19 protein-coding genes and 1 pseudogene are annotated in these 18,371 nt (G+C 67.1%); 17 read left to right on the top strand and 3 right to left on the bottom strand.

Annotated elements, in window-relative coordinates; all coding sequences use genetic code 11:
• Positions 1-370: 370 nt before the first annotated feature.
• On the bottom strand, positions 371-793 hold the full coding sequence (locus AD72_RS30120; RefSeq protein WP_031470019.1) for a phospholipase A2: 423 nt from the start codon (positions 791-793) through the stop codon (positions 371-373).
• Positions 794-1,108: 315 nt separating this feature from the next.
• Here AD72_RS30120 and AD72_RS30115 point away from each other — a divergent pair, with 315 nt between their 5' ends.
• From AD72_RS30115 to AD72_RS30075, 9 genes are all read left to right on the top strand, one after another.
• The gene (locus AD72_RS30115; RefSeq protein WP_031470018.1) at positions 1,109-1,414 is read left to right on the top strand and encodes a PE domain-containing protein; all 306 of its coding nucleotides are present in this window, start codon (positions 1,109-1,111) and stop codon (positions 1,412-1,414) included.
• A gap of 30 nt (positions 1,415-1,444) precedes the next feature.
• On the top strand, positions 1,445-2,845 hold the full coding sequence (locus AD72_RS30110; RefSeq protein WP_031470017.1) for a hypothetical protein: 1,401 nt from the start codon (positions 1,445-1,447) through the stop codon (positions 2,843-2,845).
• On the top strand, positions 2,836-3,564 hold the full coding sequence (locus AD72_RS30105) for an ESX secretion-associated protein EspG (RefSeq protein ID WP_031470016.1): 729 nt from the start codon (positions 2,836-2,838) through the stop codon (positions 3,562-3,564). Before AD72_RS30110 ends, AD72_RS30105 begins: the two co-directional genes overlap by 10 nt.
• A gap of 15 nt (positions 3,565-3,579) precedes the next feature.
• A complete protein-coding gene (locus AD72_RS30100; RefSeq protein ID WP_031470015.1) occupies positions 3,580-4,026 on the top strand; it encodes a YbaB/EbfC family nucleoid-associated protein in 447 nt (148 codons plus the stop codon).
• Positions 4,027-4,029: 3 nt separating this feature from the next.
• On the top strand, positions 4,030-5,208 hold the full coding sequence (locus AD72_RS30095; RefSeq protein WP_031470014.1) for a type VII secretion target: 1,179 nt from the start codon (positions 4,030-4,032) through the stop codon (positions 5,206-5,208).
• Between the two features lie 18 nt (positions 5,209-5,226).
• Positions 5,227-6,399, top strand: a complete 1,173-nt coding sequence (locus tag AD72_RS30090) for a sensor histidine kinase (protein WP_156365427.1) — start codon at positions 5,227-5,229, stop codon at positions 6,397-6,399.
• Entirely contained in the window at positions 6,354-7,517 is a 1,164-nt protein-coding gene (locus AD72_RS30085) for a hypothetical protein (RefSeq protein ID WP_051899165.1), read from the top strand. Before AD72_RS30090 ends, AD72_RS30085 begins: the two co-directional genes overlap by 46 nt.
• Complete coding sequence (locus tag AD72_RS30080; RefSeq protein ID WP_031470011.1) at positions 7,487-8,143, top strand: response regulator; 657 nt, start codon at positions 7,487-7,489, stop codon at positions 8,141-8,143. Before AD72_RS30085 ends, AD72_RS30080 begins: the two co-directional genes overlap by 31 nt.
• A gap of 119 nt (positions 8,144-8,262) precedes the next feature.
• Positions 8,263-8,580, top strand: coding sequence for a hypothetical protein (locus AD72_RS30075; RefSeq protein WP_031470010.1), 318 nt, complete (start codon positions 8,263-8,265; stop codon positions 8,578-8,580).
• A gap of 3 nt (positions 8,581-8,583) precedes the next feature.
• On the opposite strand, the gene AD72_RS30070 is transcribed toward AD72_RS30075, so the two are convergent.
• Positions 8,584-9,432, bottom strand: coding sequence for a DUF3558 domain-containing protein (locus AD72_RS30070; RefSeq protein WP_082469233.1), 849 nt, complete (start codon positions 9,430-9,432; stop codon positions 8,584-8,586).
• A gap of 738 nt (positions 9,433-10,170) precedes the next feature.
• Here AD72_RS30070 and AD72_RS36025 point away from each other — a divergent pair.
• Positions 10,171-10,434: pseudogene (locus AD72_RS36025) on the top strand (CGNR zinc finger domain-containing protein); the annotation flags it as partial.
• Between the two features lie 3 nt (positions 10,435-10,437).
• On the opposite strand, the gene AD72_RS30065 reads toward AD72_RS36025, so the two are convergent.
• Positions 10,438-11,169, bottom strand: a complete 732-nt coding sequence (locus AD72_RS30065; RefSeq protein WP_051899163.1) for a GAF and ANTAR domain-containing protein — start codon at positions 11,167-11,169, stop codon at positions 10,438-10,440.
• A gap of 199 nt (positions 11,170-11,368) precedes the next feature.
• Here AD72_RS30065 and AD72_RS37300 point away from each other — a divergent pair, with 199 nt between their 5' ends.
• The 7 genes from AD72_RS37300 to AD72_RS30030 all read left to right on the top strand — a co-directional run bounded on the left by AD72_RS37300 (position 11,369) and on the right by AD72_RS30030 (position 17,657).
• On the top strand, positions 11,369-11,914 hold the full coding sequence (locus tag AD72_RS37300; protein ID WP_197285118.1) for a DJ-1/PfpI family protein: 546 nt from the start codon (positions 11,369-11,371) through the stop codon (positions 11,912-11,914).
• 116 nt (positions 11,915-12,030) lie between these two features.
• Positions 12,031-12,621 (top strand): RNA polymerase sigma factor, encoded by a 591-nt coding sequence (locus tag AD72_RS30055; protein ID WP_231645038.1) that lies wholly within the window; start codon positions 12,031-12,033, stop codon positions 12,619-12,621.
• Positions 12,560-14,086: a catalase gene (locus AD72_RS30050; protein WP_031470005.1), complete on the top strand. Its 1,527-nt coding sequence runs from the start codon at positions 12,560-12,562 to the stop codon at positions 14,084-14,086. The genes AD72_RS30055 and AD72_RS30050 overlap by 62 nt, the downstream gene beginning before the upstream one ends.
• Positions 14,083-15,192 carry an acyl-CoA dehydrogenase family protein gene (locus AD72_RS37295; RefSeq protein ID WP_051899161.1) on the top strand — a complete coding sequence of 370 codons (1,110 nt, stop codon included), beginning with the start codon at positions 14,083-14,085 and terminating at the stop codon, positions 15,190-15,192. The genes AD72_RS30050 and AD72_RS37295 overlap by 4 nt, the downstream gene beginning before the upstream one ends.
• On the top strand, positions 15,182-16,525 hold the full coding sequence (locus AD72_RS30040; protein WP_037347841.1) for a PIG-L family deacetylase: 1,344 nt from the start codon (positions 15,182-15,184) through the stop codon (positions 16,523-16,525). The genes AD72_RS37295 and AD72_RS30040 overlap by 11 nt, the downstream gene beginning before the upstream one ends.
• A complete protein-coding gene (locus tag AD72_RS30035) occupies positions 16,522-17,256 on the top strand; it encodes a glycosyltransferase family 2 protein (protein WP_051899160.1) in 735 nt (244 codons plus the stop codon). Before AD72_RS30040 ends, AD72_RS30035 begins: the two co-directional genes overlap by 4 nt.
• A 5-nt stretch (positions 17,257-17,261) precedes the next feature.
• Positions 17,262-17,657, top strand: coding sequence for a GlsB/YeaQ/YmgE family stress response membrane protein (locus tag AD72_RS30030; protein ID WP_231645051.1), 396 nt, complete (start codon positions 17,262-17,264; stop codon positions 17,655-17,657).
• Positions 17,658-18,371: the final 714 nt, after the last annotated feature.

Raw genomic sequence — 18,371 nt, 5'->3', positions numbered from 1 at the left:
GAAGTGGCCTGCTCGAACAGGGGTCCAGGCAGCAGCTGCCGGACACCCTGTTTGTCCGGCAGCTGCTGCTGCGCGACGTCTCCGTCTCGAACGAGTACCCCTACACGCTGCCGGTCGTACGGCATCTGCTCGAGAACCCCCGGGACGGTTCTTCCTGCGAGCCACCATGTCGCACCGAGCGCGCGCACCTGTTCCATCGCCGTCTGGACATCGAACTGATGCCGGGTCCGGCGCGGAAGTGTGCGTATCCGGGATCGGGACGGCCATACGGTCGAGTGAACATCGTCGAGAGCCTGAGCTAGGGGAAACATTGTCCCCCTAGCTCGGCACCGGTTGCGCTCAACCGATCGGAAACCCGATACGCCGGTCGTTATGCGGGATTACCGGATCCGTGGTAGTGGCTTTTCGCGAATTTCCGGACCGCGCCGTAGTAGGTGGACGTGACGGCGAAGCAGGTCTTTCCTTTGACGCCGGAGGGGTAGGCGCGCAGGCAGGAATCGCGCAGTGCCGTGCGAAGGTTGATGTCACAGGTTTTGCGGTCTGTGTTGCTGTTGTGCGAGTAGCAGTTGTCGTGGTTGAAGCACGCGGTTGAGAAGTCTGCTTTGAACCAGTGGTCGGGGACCCATTTGCTGATGCCCGAGCCGCCGCAGTAGTCCTTCTTGGCGACGGCTGTGTGGGGATTCGGTTGCGCTGGCGTGGCTTGCGCGGCTGCTTCGACGCCGAAGGTGATCGCCGCCGCCGTCAGCAGTACGGCTGCGGCTCGCCCGGTCCGGCGTGTGTATCGGTAGCTCATTCGTCTCGCCCCTCTTCGGTTCATTGTGCCGATCCGTTACCGGCCGTCATGAGCATAGTTACCGGGGCACCGGAGCATGTCGGTCGAACACCCCTCAAGCCTGCGACATCGTGGTGTGATCGGTGTTTTCCGGGAAGGCGGAATCGGGGAAGCCGCCGGGCAGGCTCGACCGCCGTGATGCGCGGACTCCAGGTGTTGGCTGGCATACACGGTGTGTTGTGGGTTGTTTGACCGGCAATGCGTGGAGCCGGAACGGATTACGGTCTGTGCCGGAGGTTCGGGGAGCCGGGGCCGCGGAGTAGAGGGGAGGGGCGGATGGACGGGTATGGGTTCAAGCCGGAGGAGTTCCCCCTGCTTTTCGCGCAGTGGACTGAGGTGTTGGACCAGCTGAAGCGGAAACAGGACGCGATCACCACGGTCATGGGGACGGCACCTCCCGCACAGGACGAGGCGAGCGTGCATTTCACGCAGCGGGTGCGGGATTCCGGGTTCGCCCTGCTGGAGGCGAACCGGAAGATGCAGGAGTTCGTGAAGGCGTACATCACGAACCTGGTCGAGACCGCCCGTCAGTATCACGTGCAGGAGGCGGAGAGCGTGGACCTGCTCCGCCTCTTCGCCTAGCGCCCCCGGACCGAGGACGGAGTTCCTGTCATGCCGATGAGTGCGAGCGAGATCTATGCCAACTTCACCAATGGTTCTCCGGAGGCGTTGCGTGGTAGCCAGGAAGCGCTGATCGAGCTGACGAACAGTCATGTCGAACTGGCGGACAAGGTCCGCCGGATGCAGGACAAGATCGCGGACTCGTGGACCGGTTCGGCGGCGGGCGGTGCGCGCACCAATGCCGCAGGATTCTCCGGGAACCTCGAGGATATCGCCGCTCCGTTACAGGAGAACCAGAACGCCCTTGTCGGACAGTTGGCTGTGTTTCACGATGTGCGTTACGGCGTCAAACCGGTCCCCGAGGAAGTGAAACCGCTGGACTGGGTCAAGGCCGTCGTCACGGGAAAGCTCGAGTCCGCCCTGGAACGAAGCGCGGCGCATCACGAGGCGGTCACCACCAATCACCGGCTCATGCGGGAGTACGCCGACCGGACGAACCAGTACGCGAACGGGATCCCCCAGAACTACGCGGCCCCGCAGAATTCCGGCACGGACCACACCACCTTCGACGGGGATCGAGGTGGGCCCGCTCGTGGGGAGCATCTCGGAAACGGGGAAGGCCCCGGCGGTGAAGGCCCGCCGGGCGGCTCGGGTGGTGCACCCGGATGGGTCGGTCCGGGTGCACCACCCGAGTTCGGGGAAGGCGGGCAGCCGGGGACGGGCCATGCTGGTGGGCTCGTCCCCTCGGGGACCATGCCGCCGGGCCTGCCGGGTGGCGGCGGTCCTGCCGGTGGAGGCCCGATTGGTGGAAATCCCGGAGGCTGGAGCCCAGGCGGGCCGGAAGGACCAGGAAACCCGGGCGGTCCGGGCAATCCCGGCTACCCGGGTGGGCCGGGCGGGCACATCGGCGGACCGGCGCCCTATGTTCCCCCGTCGCCTGGGGGACGGAAGCCGCCGATCGGACGACCGGACGTACCCCGGGTTCCGCCGGGCAATGGCCGCCCTGAGCGACCCGATGACCACGATCCCGGAGAGTTGCTGCCCTCGGGTGTCGAGCCCTTGCCGGGTGACGAGATCGATCCCACTACCGGGCTGCCGTCGAGTCTGGTCACCTCGTCGGCGTCGGCGGCGCCCGGTGGGGTTGCGGACGACATCGTGCGCCGGGGCAATCCCTTCGGGGACGGCGGGACGGCCGGGAACGGCGTGGGGAACGGCCCGCTCAGCGGCGCGGGACCGGGAGCCATGGCCGAATCCGGGCTCCGGGGTGCCGCCGGCGCGGTCAGGAGCGGGGCGGGAGCGGGTGCGCCGATGCCGTTCGGTGCCGGGGCCCCACGGGAGAAAGACAAGGAACACAAGACCGCGGAATATCTGATCACCGAGGAAGCCGGGGACGAGATCGTCGGTGAGCTGCCCCGGACCGCGCCGCCGGTGCTGGGGGCCGAATGGGACTGACCGGTGAACGGTCCGCGTTGCGCGGTGCGGTGTCCGGGGAGGCGTTGCACTGGGTGCTCGAGCGGTACGGGATCGGTGAACTGCACCCCGTGGTGGCCCCCGAGCGGTACTGGTACGCGGACAGCGAGCGGCACACCGCCGAAACCGAATGGCGCCAGGAATTGATCGAGGCGGGCATTTGCGACCGGTACGGTGAGCTGTCCGAGCGCACCGCGAGACTTCTGCTCCTGCTCACCCGGCCCGCGGTGGAGTTCAGCGTGTTCCTCGGCGCCGGCTCACTCAGCGCCGGCCTGCTGATCGCCGGCCGGGGTGCGGATGCGGTGGTGGCCAAACGCATCGGTGCGCAGGTCGAGCTGGACACCATCGCCAACGAGTACCTCGCCGAACGGCTCCACGAGCAGTTGCCGGAGGTGGCGCCGGGGCGGGGCTCGGCAACGGTGCGCCTGGACACGCTCGTCGCGGGTGAGTCGGATCCGGACCTGCGGCGCCTTCAGCGGATCGCGGGCAGCGCGCAACCGTGCCTGCTCGCCGAGGTCTACGCGGGGGCCAGGGACGGCCTCGGCGGTTATCGCCGGACCGAACAGGGTATTCAGCTCCGTGATACCGAGCGGGGCCGCTGGATCGTGAAGGTCGAGAACGGGTACCTGTCGCTGTTTCCCGGTTCTCGCACGGCGGTGCTGGAGAACCTGCACCGGCTGGCCGATTCGGTACAGGCTTAGCGAAGGGGAGTCGAGATGAGCGATGTGCTCATGGAACTGCGTGACCGGTTGCGCCAGGCACAGGAACAGGCGCGGGCGTGCGAGCGGGTCCACGAATCGGTTCGGGGCCTCACCGGAACGGCAGAGCTTCCCGGTTCCGCTGGTTCGGTCACGGTGGACGTGAACGGCTCGCTGGCCGGGATCGCCCTCACCGAGCGCGCCACCCGGATGGGCCCGGAAGCTCTGGGCGCCGCGATCCTGGGTGCCGCGCGCCGGGCGGCGGCGCGGATCCCGCAGCGGGTCGGCGAGGTGGTGGACGAACTCGCGCCGGACCAGGCGGCGATGCGCGAGCTCATGCTCGACGGTTACCGGAAACGCTTCGGTTCCCCGGATCCGGAGGCCGCGGCGCGATCACCGAAGTCCGGGAAAAACAGGCCACCGGAGGACGAGGACGAAGTGTTCTACGACCCGGCGAGGTGGTAGGCGATGTGTGTGAAGGTCACCGTCGCGGAGATCCGCGCGCACGCCGCCCACGTGGACGAGGTCACCGATGCCTTGAACGAAGCGCACAACGCGGCGGCGACGACCGAACAGTCCGCCGAGGCGTACGGCATCTTCGCGCGCCCGATCGTCCCGGTGTTCAACAGGTGTATCCAGGGCGGTGCCGAAGTCCTGGAGACAGCCGGGATCGGCTCGAACCACGTCGCCCGCGCGCTCCGGGAGACCGCCGCGATCTACGAGCACACCGAAGAACGCAACCGGGCGTCCATCGACCGCGCCTACGAGCGACACCGAAGCACGGCAGGTGATGGCGGCCTTACCGAGCACGCTGCGCCGCGGGGTCGCCGGGGCGGGGTGTTCACCGGTCTGGACTCGGTCGAGAACGCCACCAAGGGACTCCCGATCGCCGAGGACATCCTCGCGATCGTCGAGCGGATCGAGGACGGCCACTGGGCACGGTTCTCGCTCGACACCGTGGTCGATGTCGGTGCCATCGGGAAGGACTACCTCAAGACTCAGCTGGACGCACTGGCGATCGCGCTCGATCCGGTCGGCTCAGCCGTGGAGTACGTGTTCGGCTGGCTGCTGTATCACCTGGAACCGCTGCAGAAAGCGCTCGATGAGCTGGTGACCCGCCCCGAGGAAATCCAGGCCAAAGCGGATACCTGGCAGAACATCGCACAGGAGATCATCGAATACGCACTCGGCTACGGGAGGCAGGTCGAGGCTGATCTGCGGGACTGGAGCGGGAAGGCGAAGGACAACTACCAGGCGAGTGCCCGGCGGCTCGGCCAGGTCCACTCGGCCGTCGCGGGATACTCGAGCGGGGTCTACGCCGCGATGACCCTGTTCGCCAAGGCCGTGGACGCGGTGCGGGGATTCGTCATCGCCCACATCGCCCGGCTGATGTCCACGCTCACGGTCCGCGTCCCCGAGTGGGCCCTCGAGGCCGAGACGATCGCCTTGATCCCCGTGGCCGTCGCGGATATCGCCGACACCGTCGCGCGGTTCCTCACCCCGGTCCTCGATCTGCTCGACAAGCTCGTCACCGCGTACCAGGAGTTGAGTCCCTTGCTCGAACAGCTCCGCGATGCCGCGGGCACCCTGAAGGAGACCTACCGGAACGTGGTCGAACTTCAGGAAGTCCCGCATTACCAGGGCTGAACCGGTTAGTCTCCGCGAATGCCCCGAATCACGCGATGGCTGACCGAGCGGGGCACGCGGGCGGGCCCAGGCCCCAGCGAGACGCGGTTCGGCGCCACGACCCCGTTGTTCGGCTGGTGGGCCAGGCTGGCGCTGGTACTCGCGTGGACGGTGCTCGGGGCCCTGGCGAACGGCGGCCGCGGCGGCCTGCTCATCGCGGTGCTCGGCGCGCTGATCGTGCTGTGGTGCGCGCTGCGGCTGCGCGGCTATGCGGGAGCGTGGTGCCTGCCGGTGGAGCTCGTGCTCGCCGCGGCGCTCGGTCTCGGACAGGTGTGGGACGGTCCGCCGAGCGCGGGCAGCTGGGCGATCCGGGTCGCGTCGATCACCGCGGCCGCGGCGTTTTTCGAGTGGCCGCGCAGGATGGGCGTGGCCTGGGCGATCGCCGTGCTCGGGGTGGGCAGCACGGTGGTGGGCAGTGTGCTCGCCGATCCCTCGCCGCGGTTGGTGTGGGTGCTGGTGCCGGTGGCCGTGGAAACGGTTCTGGCCTGGTCGGTGTTCCTGGTGCTGCGCGCGAGCACGCGAGCGGTGGATGCGGCCGGTGAGCGTACGGCGCGCCGGCGGCGTGCGGCAGAGGTTTCCGCGGCCCGCCGGAACACCGAACGCGAATACCTGGCGACGCTGCACGATACGGCGTGCACCACCCTGCTGATGGTCTCGCGCGGAGCCGCGGCCAGCGATGCGAGCTGGGTGCGGGAACGGGCTCGCCGCGATCTGGCCGCGTTGCTCGCCGATCCACGCGAGGAAGCGGAGGTCAAAGATCTTTGCGTGCTGCTGGCCGCGGTGGTCCGGGAATCCGATCCGGTGGTGCACGCCGAACTCCCCGGTCCGGTTCTGCTGCCCGCCCCGCTGGCCGCCGCGATCGTGCACGGGATGCGCGAGGCGATCCAGAACATCCGGCTGCACGCGGGGATCGGCACCGCCCGGCTGCGGCTCACCGATGGCGATCCGGAGGTGGTGGTGGAGCTCAGCGATGCGGGTCGCGGCTTCGATCCGGCGGCGGTGTCCCCGCATCGGCGGGGGATCGCGGGATCGATCGTGGGGCGGATGGCCGCAGCCGGAGGCACGGCGAGCGTGGAATCGGCTCCGGGAAGGGGAACCGTGGTGCGGTGGACCTGTCCGCGGGAGTGCACCGGATCGGGAGCGCGGGAATGAGCACCGGCGGCTATGCGGCGATGACACAGCGGCGACTCCGGGAAGCCGTGCGGATCGGGCTGCTCATCGTGGCATTCGGCGAACAGTGCGCGCTCGGTCTTCCCCGGCTCGGCGGTTCAGCGGGGGAACTGATCGCCTTCGGGCTGCTCGTGGTCACCGCGGCGGGGACGGCGGCGGTGGTGCTCGCGGGGATCATGTTCACCGTCTGGCTGCGGGCCTGCGGGCTGACGTTCGTCGTGGCGGCCACGGCATGGATCAGTACCGCCCTACCCGCCGGTGCCATCGAACAGTTGGGGCACTGGTACTTCATCGTGGGCGGCTGGTATTTGTTCGTGCTGCTGTTCGATCTGCCGCTGATCGTGCTCGGCACTGCCGATGTGCTCTATGCCGCCTGGTTTCTCGTCCAGGCAGCGGTGGATGGCTGGTCCACCGAACAACTCGCCCACCTCGGTATCCTCGCCATCGGTGGACCGGGGTTCCAGTTCGCCCTCGCCCTGGCGACCCGGCTCATCCGGCGTATCGGGATCCAGGCGGAATCGCTGGCGCGCACCGAGGAACACCAGCGCACCGCCGAGGCCATCGGGGAGCAGGCGCAGGCCGATTACGAGCGCCGGTACGCCCGGCTGCGTGCCGAGGCCGTGCCGCTGCTTTCCGGGCTGGCCGACGGTTCGCTTGACCCGAACGACGACCAGGTCCGGGATCGGTGCGCCATCGAGGCTGCGCGGATGCGGGTGCTGTTCGCCGAACGAGACACCGCGGCCGACCCGCTCATCCACGAACTGCGCGCCGGACTCGACGTGGCCGAACGACGGGGCGTCACGGTGGATCTCGCGGTGCGCGGCCGACCCCAGGAGTTACCCGGCGAGGTACGGCGCGGTCTGCTCGACCCCGTGCTCGCCGAGGCGGTCTCGGCTCGGGCGCACGCCAGGATCACCGTGCTGCGCTTCGCCGGCCAGGTCCGGGTCAGCGCCTACAGCGAACACGTCGACCCCAGTGGCGGGGACTGGCCTGCCAAGGAAGACTGGTGCAGCGCGGAGGTGCGGGTCAGCGTCGTTGCGGAGGGGGAGGCCCTGTGGACGGAGACGATATGGCAGCCGAGCACATCACCGTCACGGTGATCGACGACCATCCCGCGGTCGTCGCCGGGATCGAAGCCTGGTACTCCCGCCACGATCCGCCGATCCAGGTACTCGCCAGCGGGAACAGTGCCCGTGCCGCCTGGATGCCGCCGGGGGACACCGCGGATGTGGTGGTGCTCGATCTGCTGCTCTCGCCCGATCATCCGGAGTGCTTCGCCGATCTGCGCCGCCTGGTCGAGGCCGGGAAGCGCGTCGTGGTCTACACCATGCGCGAGGACGAGCAGGTCGCCCTGACCTGTCTTGAACTGGGCGCGTTCACCTTCCTCACCAAGGCCGAGGGACAACAGCACCTCATCGAGGCCACACTCGCCGCCGCCGACGACCGGCCCTACGTCCCGCCCGCACTGGCCGGGGCGCTGGCCGCGGACACCGGGCCGACTCGCCCACAGCTGTCCGCGCGGGAGCAGGAAGTGCTGATCGAGTGGTTCCAGAACGAATCGAAACAGCTTGTCGCGCAACGGATCGGAATCACGGTGCGCACCGTCAACACCTACCTGGACCGGGTTCGGCTGAAATACGCCAACGTCGGCAGACCAGCACCCACCAAGGCCGCGCTCGTGGTGCGCGCGGTACAGGACGGGATCGTCGCGCTCGACGAACTGTGAGCTCACCGATCCGGTGGCGAACCATTCACCACCCACTGTGCGGGGTGTTCGACCGACACGCACCGTCACTCATCTGAATTACGCTCTGTATAGCGAATGTGGAGACGAGGGGACGGACCGTGAAACAGACGTACGTGAAATTGCTGGTGATCGCCGCGCTGCTGATCGTCCTGGGTGTCGTGGCCTTCCCACTGCAACCCGGCGAACCAGAATCGGTCTGTGCCACGGGAAACGTCACCTCCGGCTATTTCGACAAGGAGAAGAACTGCCCGATATCCGTCGAGAGCATGCGCGAAATCGGGGAGTACCTCAGCGCACCCAAGGTGTTCCGGATCGCCGGGGTGGTGCTCATCGTCGCGGGAGTCGGCGTCGGTATCGGCGGACTCGTCTCGTTCACCAAGTCACGTCGCAGACAGGCCTGCGCAGAGGTCGAGTGACGATCACGATGCCGCTTGGAGGTGTCCGATCATTGCGGTGGCGAACTTCTTCGCGATGCTGCAGGGGTCCTTTTTGTTCGAACCCATGCTGATGTTCGGGAGGACCGAGACTGCGAGCTGGTCGGTGACGCCGACCCAGAGGGTGCAGATGCCGTTCGAGCGGCTGTCCTCGGTAGCAGCGAAGACTGCCGGGTAGCCGTTGACCGTGGTGGGTTCGAAGTAGGCCTGCTTGGCCTTCTGGTCGTAGATGTCGCTGATCCCGTGCTTGTTCTGCTCGATCGGCGTGTCGTTGACGAAGTTCAGGTTGCTTCCGGAGGAAGTCCAGCGGCAACCGTTCAGCGTGCCGGTGCTTTTCTCGCCGGGATACTTGAGGCCGACCTGTCGTGCCTGCGAGGCGTTGAGCACGCTGCACGGGTTGGCGATCAAGTCCTTGGTGGGCAGCGGGGAGGGGACCTTGGGGCCCGAGCCGCCGCTGTCGGCGGGAGCGCTCGGGCCTGCGCTGGCCGGCGGCTGAGCAGTTCCCCCAGCCCCGCCGCCGCAGGCTGAGGTGACGGCGAGCAAGCCGATTGTGGCGACGGCAGCTGCGGCGAGTCGAACGGTGCGGTGCGGCATCTGGTGCTCAGACTCCCTTGCCTGCTGGTTCATCTGGTTATCTTCCTCCGCCCAGTTTCGGTGCTGTGCGGCCGGATCCGGGACCTCTTCCTTGACGATGAGGAGATCTCCGTGATCACCATCGAGATTATGCCCGCCCGTTACGCAAGGCACGGCCTGACGCGCCGATATCGCCAGCCCGGAGATCCCGCGATACTCGCATCGCCACCAGGCCAAGGCCGGCACCGCAAGAATTCGCATCGCTCACCCGGCGAACGTGTCCAGCAGTCTGCGGCGCCGTGCCTGCCCCCGACCTGCCGACCCGGCAGTGCTGCCCACCCGCACACCGCGATCGATGCCGGGACCGTCGTCGGACCGAGCCCAGGCACCGCTCGAAGAACCAGCCCCCGCGTTCGCCGCGTGACGACCTCGCCTCGATCGAACACCTCCGCCAAGCCCGGCTCGGTGCGGTGGCGTTTGGCTGCACGGTTGAGGAGTTCGACCGCGAGCAGTAGTGCCGGAGGTGGGCTGGTAGCGATGTTCGCGGTCATCGACGGCCCGGTTCCCCGAGGGCAAGGGCGAGCCAGGCGGCTCACCGTCGACCATCGTGCGCGCAACGCGGTTTCCAGAGTTCGACGGTAGCGGCAATCACCAGTACGTCGATGCCGGACCGCAGCGCGAATTCGCGGCCGCGCCGGAATGAGGTAGCTGGCGCCGAGCGCGACCAGCGCGGTGCAGGCGCATTGGATCAACAGCGACACTGAGTGGCCGGTACGGGGTAGCGACTTCACGGGGCACCTCCGGCCCGTCGAGTACTCCACGGGGTCGCGGGTCGGGCATCGAACGACGGCTTTCGTCCACCACACCGGATCCGGCAGTCTGTGTTTTGTTGGTCACGAGGCATCATGGGGCCTGCGGTCGCGAGGGTGTCGCGTGAACCCCTTCACGACGGCGAATCGCAGCTCACGGCGTTGCGGTTTCGTGTGCATCTGGCCTGAATCGGGTCCTCGGATTGAGGACGCCCTCGGTAGCGTCATCGCCGCCGACGCGGTCAGCATCATCGCGGGCGAGGGCGACAGGAATCCGGCCCCGTGCGCCTCCTCGACCTGTCGGGCCGCGTTCTTCGACACCAGCCAGAGTCGCACCCGTAGATGGTGCGATACGAACACCTGCGGGAACCGGCAGAAGAAGGCGCGCTTCAATGCCGATCAGCGGAAAAAGTCCGGATCGGGGAAAGGATCGACACCACTTGCCGGTCGGTGACGGTCAGGCCTTCTGGGGTTGGGCCACCAGCCGTTCGGCGACGGTTCGGAGCTTGGTGTTGCTGTGCTGGCTTGTCTTGCGCAGGAGGGCGAAGGCTTCGTCCGCGGACAGTCCTTCCCGGGCCATCAGGATCCCTTTCGCTTGGTCGATGACCTCGCGGGAGGACAGCGCCTGCTGTAGCTCACCGGTGAGCTTCTCCTTGTCGGCGTGTTTGAGCAGGCACCACATCCCCGCGGCGGCGAGATCCGCGACGAGTGTGCCGAGCACGTGCCCGTTGTCGAAGGTTCCCTCCGCTTCCGAGTAGAGGGTCACGACACCGAGTACCTCGTCGCCGGCGATCATGGGCAGTGCCGCGATGGAGGCGATCCCGTCACCGCTCGCGTCCGTCGAATAGTCGCCCCATCGCTGTTCGCTGCGCATCGAGGACACGACGACGGGTTTCCCGGTCCGGATCACATCCATGACCGGTCCGGTGCCCTTGGCGTACTGACTGTCCTCGAGGACCGTATGCCGGGAGGAAAGGCGCAAGAGGGAGACCGGCTCTCCATCCCGCAGCAGGGTGACTCCGCAGGCGTCGACCTTGTCGTCGGCGTGCACCGCCAGCATGGCGGTTTCCCACACGATCTCGTCGATCGCATCGGTGTCCAGTAACAGGCCGCGAAGTTGTCCGAGGCTGGCTACCAGATCGGGTACCGACTCGAGCTTCGGCGACCGCGGGGACCGTTCGTCCTGCATCGTCACTCCTTTCCGAGATCAGGATGCCACATTCTGGACAGACCTTCCGGGCTCGGATATGCTCTCGACCGAGGTTCAGCCACGTAGCCTCGCTCGGCAGGGAGATGCTGCGGCGAGTGTGTTGCGTGATTCTCCGTCTTTTTCCCTCGGTATCTCTCGTGTCGAACACAGATCAGGTCTACGAGAGGGAGAATGTCGGATGCTGCGTGGGTATCGAGTGGCTCTCATCGCTACCGATGACGTGGACATGGAGCAGATTTCCTCCGCCAGGCGAATCTTGGCCGACCGCGGGGCGGAAGTCGAGCTGATCGCACCGCACGACGGTGACATCCGGGCGGTCGGCCGCCGCAAGAGCAGCGAACTCCATACCGTGGATGTCGTTGCCTACCAGGCAGATGCCACCGACTTCGATGCCGCGCTCGTGCCGGACGGGGCCGGCGAATGGTACCGGCTCGACCATGATGGAGAGCTGATCGCCTTGGTGGACGATCTGCTCACCAGGCAGTGCGCGGTCGCGTTCCTGCCACAGGCCGGCCGGATGCTGACGGCGATAGCTGTGGCGGGGAAACGGGTCACCGCCGATCGCTGGCTGCGTGAGCGGGTGCGGGAACGTGGGGCGCACTGGACGGACGAGCATCGGGTCGTCGATGGAGGGCTGATCACCACGCGTCGTCGCGAGGCGGGGCCACTGACCGAGCTCCTGTGTCAGGTATTGGGGCGCCAGCCGCTCCCCGTGCATCGGTGACTGCGGGATCGAGGGAATCGTTCGCGAAACCCTGTTCGGATACCGGCGCCCGTTCTGCGGATTTCCTTGGCGCCGCACGCGTTTTCCGGCTGGTGGTGGGCGAGGAATGCCGGGAGGTGGAGGACCTCGACGATACGGCGCTCGTTCACCTGGCACGGGCGGATCCGCGGGTCTACGAGGTGCTGGTTCGCCGTCACCAGGAAGCCGTTTTCCGCCTCGCGCTGTACCTGCTGGGAGATCGTGGCGAAGCCGAGAAGGTCGCGCAGGATGTCTTCGTTTCCGCGTGGCGGCAGATCACCCGGATACGCGTGGACGAGACCTTCGCCGGTCTGCTCTGCCGATCCGCGACGGTGCGCTGCCTGGCTCTGCTTCGTCACCGCGATCCAGGGAAAGGGGAAGTCAGGGAACCGGTTTCCGCGCGATCCGGTGGACGACCCGCGGTGTTGCGGCAGGGGTTGGGTGATCTTCCGCCGAGGCAGCGTGCCTGTTGGCTGCTGAGCGAGGTGTACGGGCGCGGTGACGAAGAGATCGGCGAGGCGACGGGCGAGAGCCCGAGTGCGGTCCGGCTGATCGTCGCACGTGCCAGGGCGCGGCTGGCGGTGCTGATGAATCCCGATGGCGATGGTGAATACGGAGGAATGCTCGATGACCCAGACGAACGGAAAGTACACGACAACCGATGCGGGTATCCCGGTCGAGAGCGATGAACACTCGTTGACGGTGGGATCAGCGGGCCCGATCCTGTTGCAGGACGCGTATCTGATCGAGCAGATGGCTCAGTTCAACCGGGAGCGAATCCCCGAGCGGCAACCGCATGCGAAGGGGAGCGGCGCCTTCGGTCGTTTCGAGGTGACCAACGACGTCAGTGCGTACACCAAGGCGGAGGTGTTCCAACCGGGAACCACGACCGGACTCGTCGCGCGCTTTTCCACCGTGGCCGGAGAACGCGGGAGCCCGGATACCTGGCGGGACCCACGAGGATTCGCGCTGAAGTTCTACACGCCCGAGGGGAACTACGATCTGGTCGGCAACAACACCCCGGTCTTCTTCGTCAAGGACCCGATGAAGTTCCAGCACTTCATTCGTTCGCAGAAGCGCTTGGCGTGCAACAATCTTCGCGACCATGATATGCAGTGGGATTTTTGGACACTGTCCCCGGAATCGGCGCATCAGGTTACCTGGCTCATGGGGGACCGCGGTATTCCACGTACCTGGCGCCACATGAACGGATACGGCTCGCACACCTATATGTGGATCAACGAGTCCGGCGAGCGGTTCTGGGTGAAGTACACGTTCAAGACCGATCAGGGGATCGAGTTCTTCACCCAGCACGAGGGCGATCAGATGTGCTCCATGGACACCGATTACCACACTCGGGATCTGTGGGAGCACATCCGCGATGGCGACCATCCGAGCTGGACGATGTATGTACAGATCATGCCGTATGCCGATGCCGCGGGCTATCGCTTCAATCCGTTCGATCTGACCAAGGTGTGGCCGCACGGCGACTATCCGCTGATCGAGGTCGGGCGGATGACCTTGGACCGGAACCCCACCGACAATCACACCGAGATCGAACAGGCCGCCTTCCAACCCAATAATCTGGTCCCCGGGATCGGGCCGAGTCCCGACCGGATGCTGCTCGCCCGGTTGTTCTCCTATGCCGACGCCCAGCGTGCTCGAATCGGAGCGAATTACCAGCAGCTTCCGGTCAACACCCCGCGGATGGCGCACCCGAATTCCTACACCAAGGACGGCGCCATGCGGTTCGTCCCGGTCTGCGACCCCGTCTACGCACCCAACTCCAAGGGAGGACCGGTGGCGGACGTGGCCTCGTGCGGAACACCGCCGAGTTGGTACGCCGACGGCGAGATCACCCGCACCGCTCATGTTTCTCACCCGGAGGACGACGACTGGGGCCAGGCACGTGCCCTGATTCGCGAGGTGATGGACGAGCCTGCCCGTGAACGCCTCGTGGACAACGTCGTCGGGCATCTGCTCAACGGTGTGACGGCACCCGTTCTGGAACGAGCCTTCGGTTACTGGCGCGCCATCGATACCGAGGTCGGTGACCGTATCCGGTCCGGAGTACAGGCCAAGAAGGCCATGGCGGACCCGAAGGCCGAGGAACAGGGGAATGCGGCCCGGTCCGGGATAAGGAAGAAGAGTTGAGCACCTTTTCCGAGCGGGCCCCGGATTCGATCGGTGCCGGGTCCCTGTCGATACGCGGTGACGGATGCCGGTCGGTGGACTGGCCGCCGGAACTGTTGGCGGACCTGGTCTCGGCCGCCGGCGAGGTCGAGGCCGCGCTGGCAGTGGCCGGGCGGGTCGCCGCGCTGACCCCGGCGACAGGGGCGACGATGCGCCGTTGGGAGGTCTTGGCGACCCTCGCCGCCGTGGACCTCACGGTAGCGAGAGTCATCGAGCCGCACCTGGACGCGCTCGCGATTCTCGGGGAGGCACCGGAACCGGTGCCACTGGATCGGATCGGCGCCACCGGAACGGAGGTCCGCTGGGGTGTATGGGCGGCGCACAGCGGGGACACGCGGCTCGAGGCGGTCCCGGAACGGGGCCGCTGGGTGTTGCGGGGGAGGAAACCGTGGTGTTCGCTGGCGCCGTGGCTGAGCCACGCGGTGGTCACCGCGCACACCCCAGGGGGAGCCCGGCGGGCCTTCGCGGTCGGGTTGCACGCCGCTGGTGTGCGGGTACTCGACACACCTTGGGTCGCGCGGGGACTCACCGCCGTGCAGAGTCCGACCGTGGAATTCGGCGGTTCCTTCGCCATCCCGGTCGGTCCGGACGGCTGGTATCTGCGGCGACCGGGGTTCGCCCGGGGTGGGCTGGGCGTGGCGGCCTGTTGGTACGGCGGGGCCGTCGCACTGATGCGGAGCCTGCGTTCGGCTTTGGCGAGCCGAGAGCGGGCCGATGAGCTCGACGAGATCGGGCCGATGTATCTCGGAAAGGTCGACGGCATGCTGCACGCTGCGCGGGCCTGTCTTGCCGAGTCCGCCGAACTCGTCGACTCCGGATATGCGGAGGGTGACACGGGAATCCTGCTCGCGAATCGGGTGCGCGCGACGGTGGCCGCGGCAGGCGAACAGACCATCCGGCTCCTCGGGCACGCACTCGGCCCGGCACCGCTGTGCCATGACCAACGGCATGCCGCCCGGGTCGCGGATCTCGAGGTGTACCTGCGCCAGCACCACGCCGCCCGTGACCACCGCCGGTCGGGGCAGGCCATCTTGCGGGCCGAGAACAGGGACGGCGATGACGGCTGAGCACGGCTTCGATCACCGGGCGAGCGGGACGCCGGAAGCGAACTGGCGCGGTGATCCGCATTGGCCGACCCTTCCATTGTTCAGGCTGCACCAGCATGACGGTCACGACATCGACCGGATCATCGTCGTCGCCGCGCATCCCGACGACGAGACACTCGGCGCCGGCGGGCTGCTCGCCCATGCCCGCCGAACGGGGATACCGGTCACCATCGTCGTCGCCACCGATGGCGAGCATTCCCATCCCGCGTCCAGGACCCGGACACCGGCCACGATGGCGAGGATTCGTCGCGCGGAAAACGCCGCGGCGCTCGGTCTGCTCTGTCCGCACGCCGAGGTACGGCAACTCGGGCTCGGCGACGGGCAGCTGTCCGCTCGTCGCGACGAGCTCACCGAAGCCGTCGAGGAGTGCCTGACGTCTCGTTGCCTGCTGCTCGCCCCGTGGCGGGACGACAGACACCCCGATCACGAGGCGGCCGCGGTTGTCTGCGAATCTCTCTGTTTCCGGCACGGCACGCGGTTGCTCGAATACCCGATCTGGTTGTGGCACTGGGGAAAACCCGGCGACGTTCCCTGGGCCCGGCTCTGCCGGTTCGACCTCGAGGACGGCGAGCGAGAAGCGAAACAGGACGCGCTCGCCGAATACCGGAGCCAGCTCGAGGCATCGACAGCGCGACCCGGTGACGAACCGGTCCTGCCCGCCGCTGTGCTCGAACACTTCGAACGGCCCTTCGAGGTCTTCTTCGCGACCGCCGGACGACTCGCCCGTCCCTTTGATGCCGCCTTCAGCAGATCCGAGGATCCGTGGGCGGTCGAACACAGTTGGTACGAACAACGCAAACGCGACCTGACGATGGCGATACTGCCCAGGCAGCGCTACCGCTCGGCGATCGAACTCGGCTGCTCGACCGGTGCGCTCGCCGCACGGATCGCCACCAGGACCGATCACGTGCTCGCCATCGACACAAGCCGCGAGGCACTCGCCAGGGCGCGGAATCGCCACGCCGCGCACAACATCGAGTACCACATGGCCACCCTGCCCGGGGAATGGCCGGACGGTACGTTCGACCTCATCGTACTGTCCGAACTCGGCTACTACCAGACTCGGACCGAGCTGCGGGAACTGATCGACAAGGCACGAGCGGCCCTGTGCGCCGACGGTAGCCTGCTCGCCTGTCATTGGCGACATTCCATCGAAGGCTGGCCGCTCGACGGCGATATGGTTCACCGCCTGCTCCGCGCCACCAGGGGACTGCGGACCATCGCCAGCCACGTCGAACGACATTTCCGTGTCGATGTGCTCGTCCATGCTTACCGGCCCGGGCACAGCCGGTGACCGGGATCGCCCCGGCAGGCGGGATCGAATCGGTCCGCATCGTCATTCCCGCGCGCAACGAGGAATCCCGGCTGCCCGCCTGCCTTTCGGCACTCGATGACGCTCTGGACGTTCTGGCGGCTGCGTTTCCGACGGTCGAGGCACGGGCTTTCGTGGCGGCCGACAGCTGCCACGATCGCACGCCGGACATCGCACACGCCTGGCCGAGTGTGACACTCGTGCAGGCGGACGCGGCCGTGGTCGGTGCGACGCGGGACCGCGGAATCCGCGCCGCGCTCGCCGATTCCCCTCGCCCAGGGCCAGCCACCTGGATCGCGTGCACCGATGCCGACACCCTCGTCCCACCGCATTGGCTCGAAACTCAGCTGGTTCACGCCAATCGTGGCTGTGCCCTGTTGCTCGGCACCGTCCAACTTCCCGACGCAACACTGCCCGGCTACCAGTACACCGAGAGCCATCCGCATGTGCACGGCGCGAATCTGGGCGTGCGGGCCGATGCCTACCTCGCTGTCGGTGGCTTCCCGCCGTTGCCCGAGCATGAGGATCACCGACTCGCCGCCGCCATCCGCGCGGCCGGGTTACCGTGGCATGCCACTGACACGAACCGCGTCATCACCTCGGGCCGGCGTGCAGGCCGAACACCCGGCGGATTCGCCGCGACCATCCGATCGGCCGCGGCACGGACACCATCACGGGAAACACCAGAACTGGCGCGCTGCCTCCACCCGTGAATGTGATGCGTGACACGCCGTATTGGCGTGAGGTTCAGAACGGACAACCTGTCTTTTCCAGAGAATCAAGACATCGAAAGGAAATGGTCATGAGTTTTTGGGGCGGTATCGGCGGCATTCTCGGATGGATCGTCGCCGGAATAGTCTTGGGTCTGCTCGCCAAAGCGATACTTCCGGGTCGGCAGGCGATTCCGTGGTGGGCAACGATTCTCGGCGGTATCGTCGGCGCGTTCATCGGCAATGCCGTCGCGGGATCACTCGGCTACGAGAACGCGAACGGTGGCCTGCCGTGGTTCCGGTGGCTGCTCGACGTCGTCGGCGCGGTGGTGGTGATCGCTATCGCCAGCTCAGTGTGGAGCAGGCGTTCGGTGCCCGCGCGCCGGGGAAAGTGGAACCGCTGACCGGACCGTGCCGTCGCGGGCCGGGCCGGATTCCGCAGGCCGGTATCACGCGGCGGTAGGATCGCCGGGACCATATGTGAATCAATGCGCAGCGTCACGATGGCTCCGGATCGCCCGAAGGGCCTTCCCTTCGCTGCGGGGTGATCGGCACCACTCCTTGGTCGGAGACTGACGGCCTCGGGCAGCGGATTCCGGCCGCTCAACCGAGCCGCGACCTCCTCCTGCCAAGGCGTGGCGACGGTGATGGCGGGATAGGACAGCGGTGGCGCCGGTGTAGGTGTGGCACTGGTGGCCGCGGGTGTTCTGGTCCTGGCCGCTGCGCTGGCGTTCGGCACGTTGAGTTCCCGCCCGAACGGTGGGTCTGGCGCTGACGCGCACACCGGTACAGAACGAGAGGCGACCAGCGGTACCGGAGAAGCGAATTGACCGATCACCGGTGTTTCCGATCCGGTCATGCCGAGAAGAACGCGAGGTCAGCACGACCGGTCGCCGATCTGCCCACCCCACTCGCCGACATCAAAGACCTCGAACTCGTCTGAGCGCGCCGACAACAGCGCTACGAGGTCCGGCCGAGGACACCGCTGCCAGCCTTTGCGCATCCTCGTCCGTCATAGGATCCAGTGTTTCGGTCATGATCGGTCCTTCCCGCCGAGCACCGCTCGGCGTGTCGACCAAGATCAGATCCACCGTTCATCTGGCTCTGTCGCACTTTTC

It is taken from the genome of Sciscionella sediminilitoris (assembly GCF_000737195.2).
Lineage (GTDB): Bacteria > Actinomycetota > Actinomycetes > Mycobacteriales > Pseudonocardiaceae > Sciscionella > Sciscionella sediminilitoris.
This window is presented reverse-complemented; position numbering and strand designations above follow the sequence as displayed.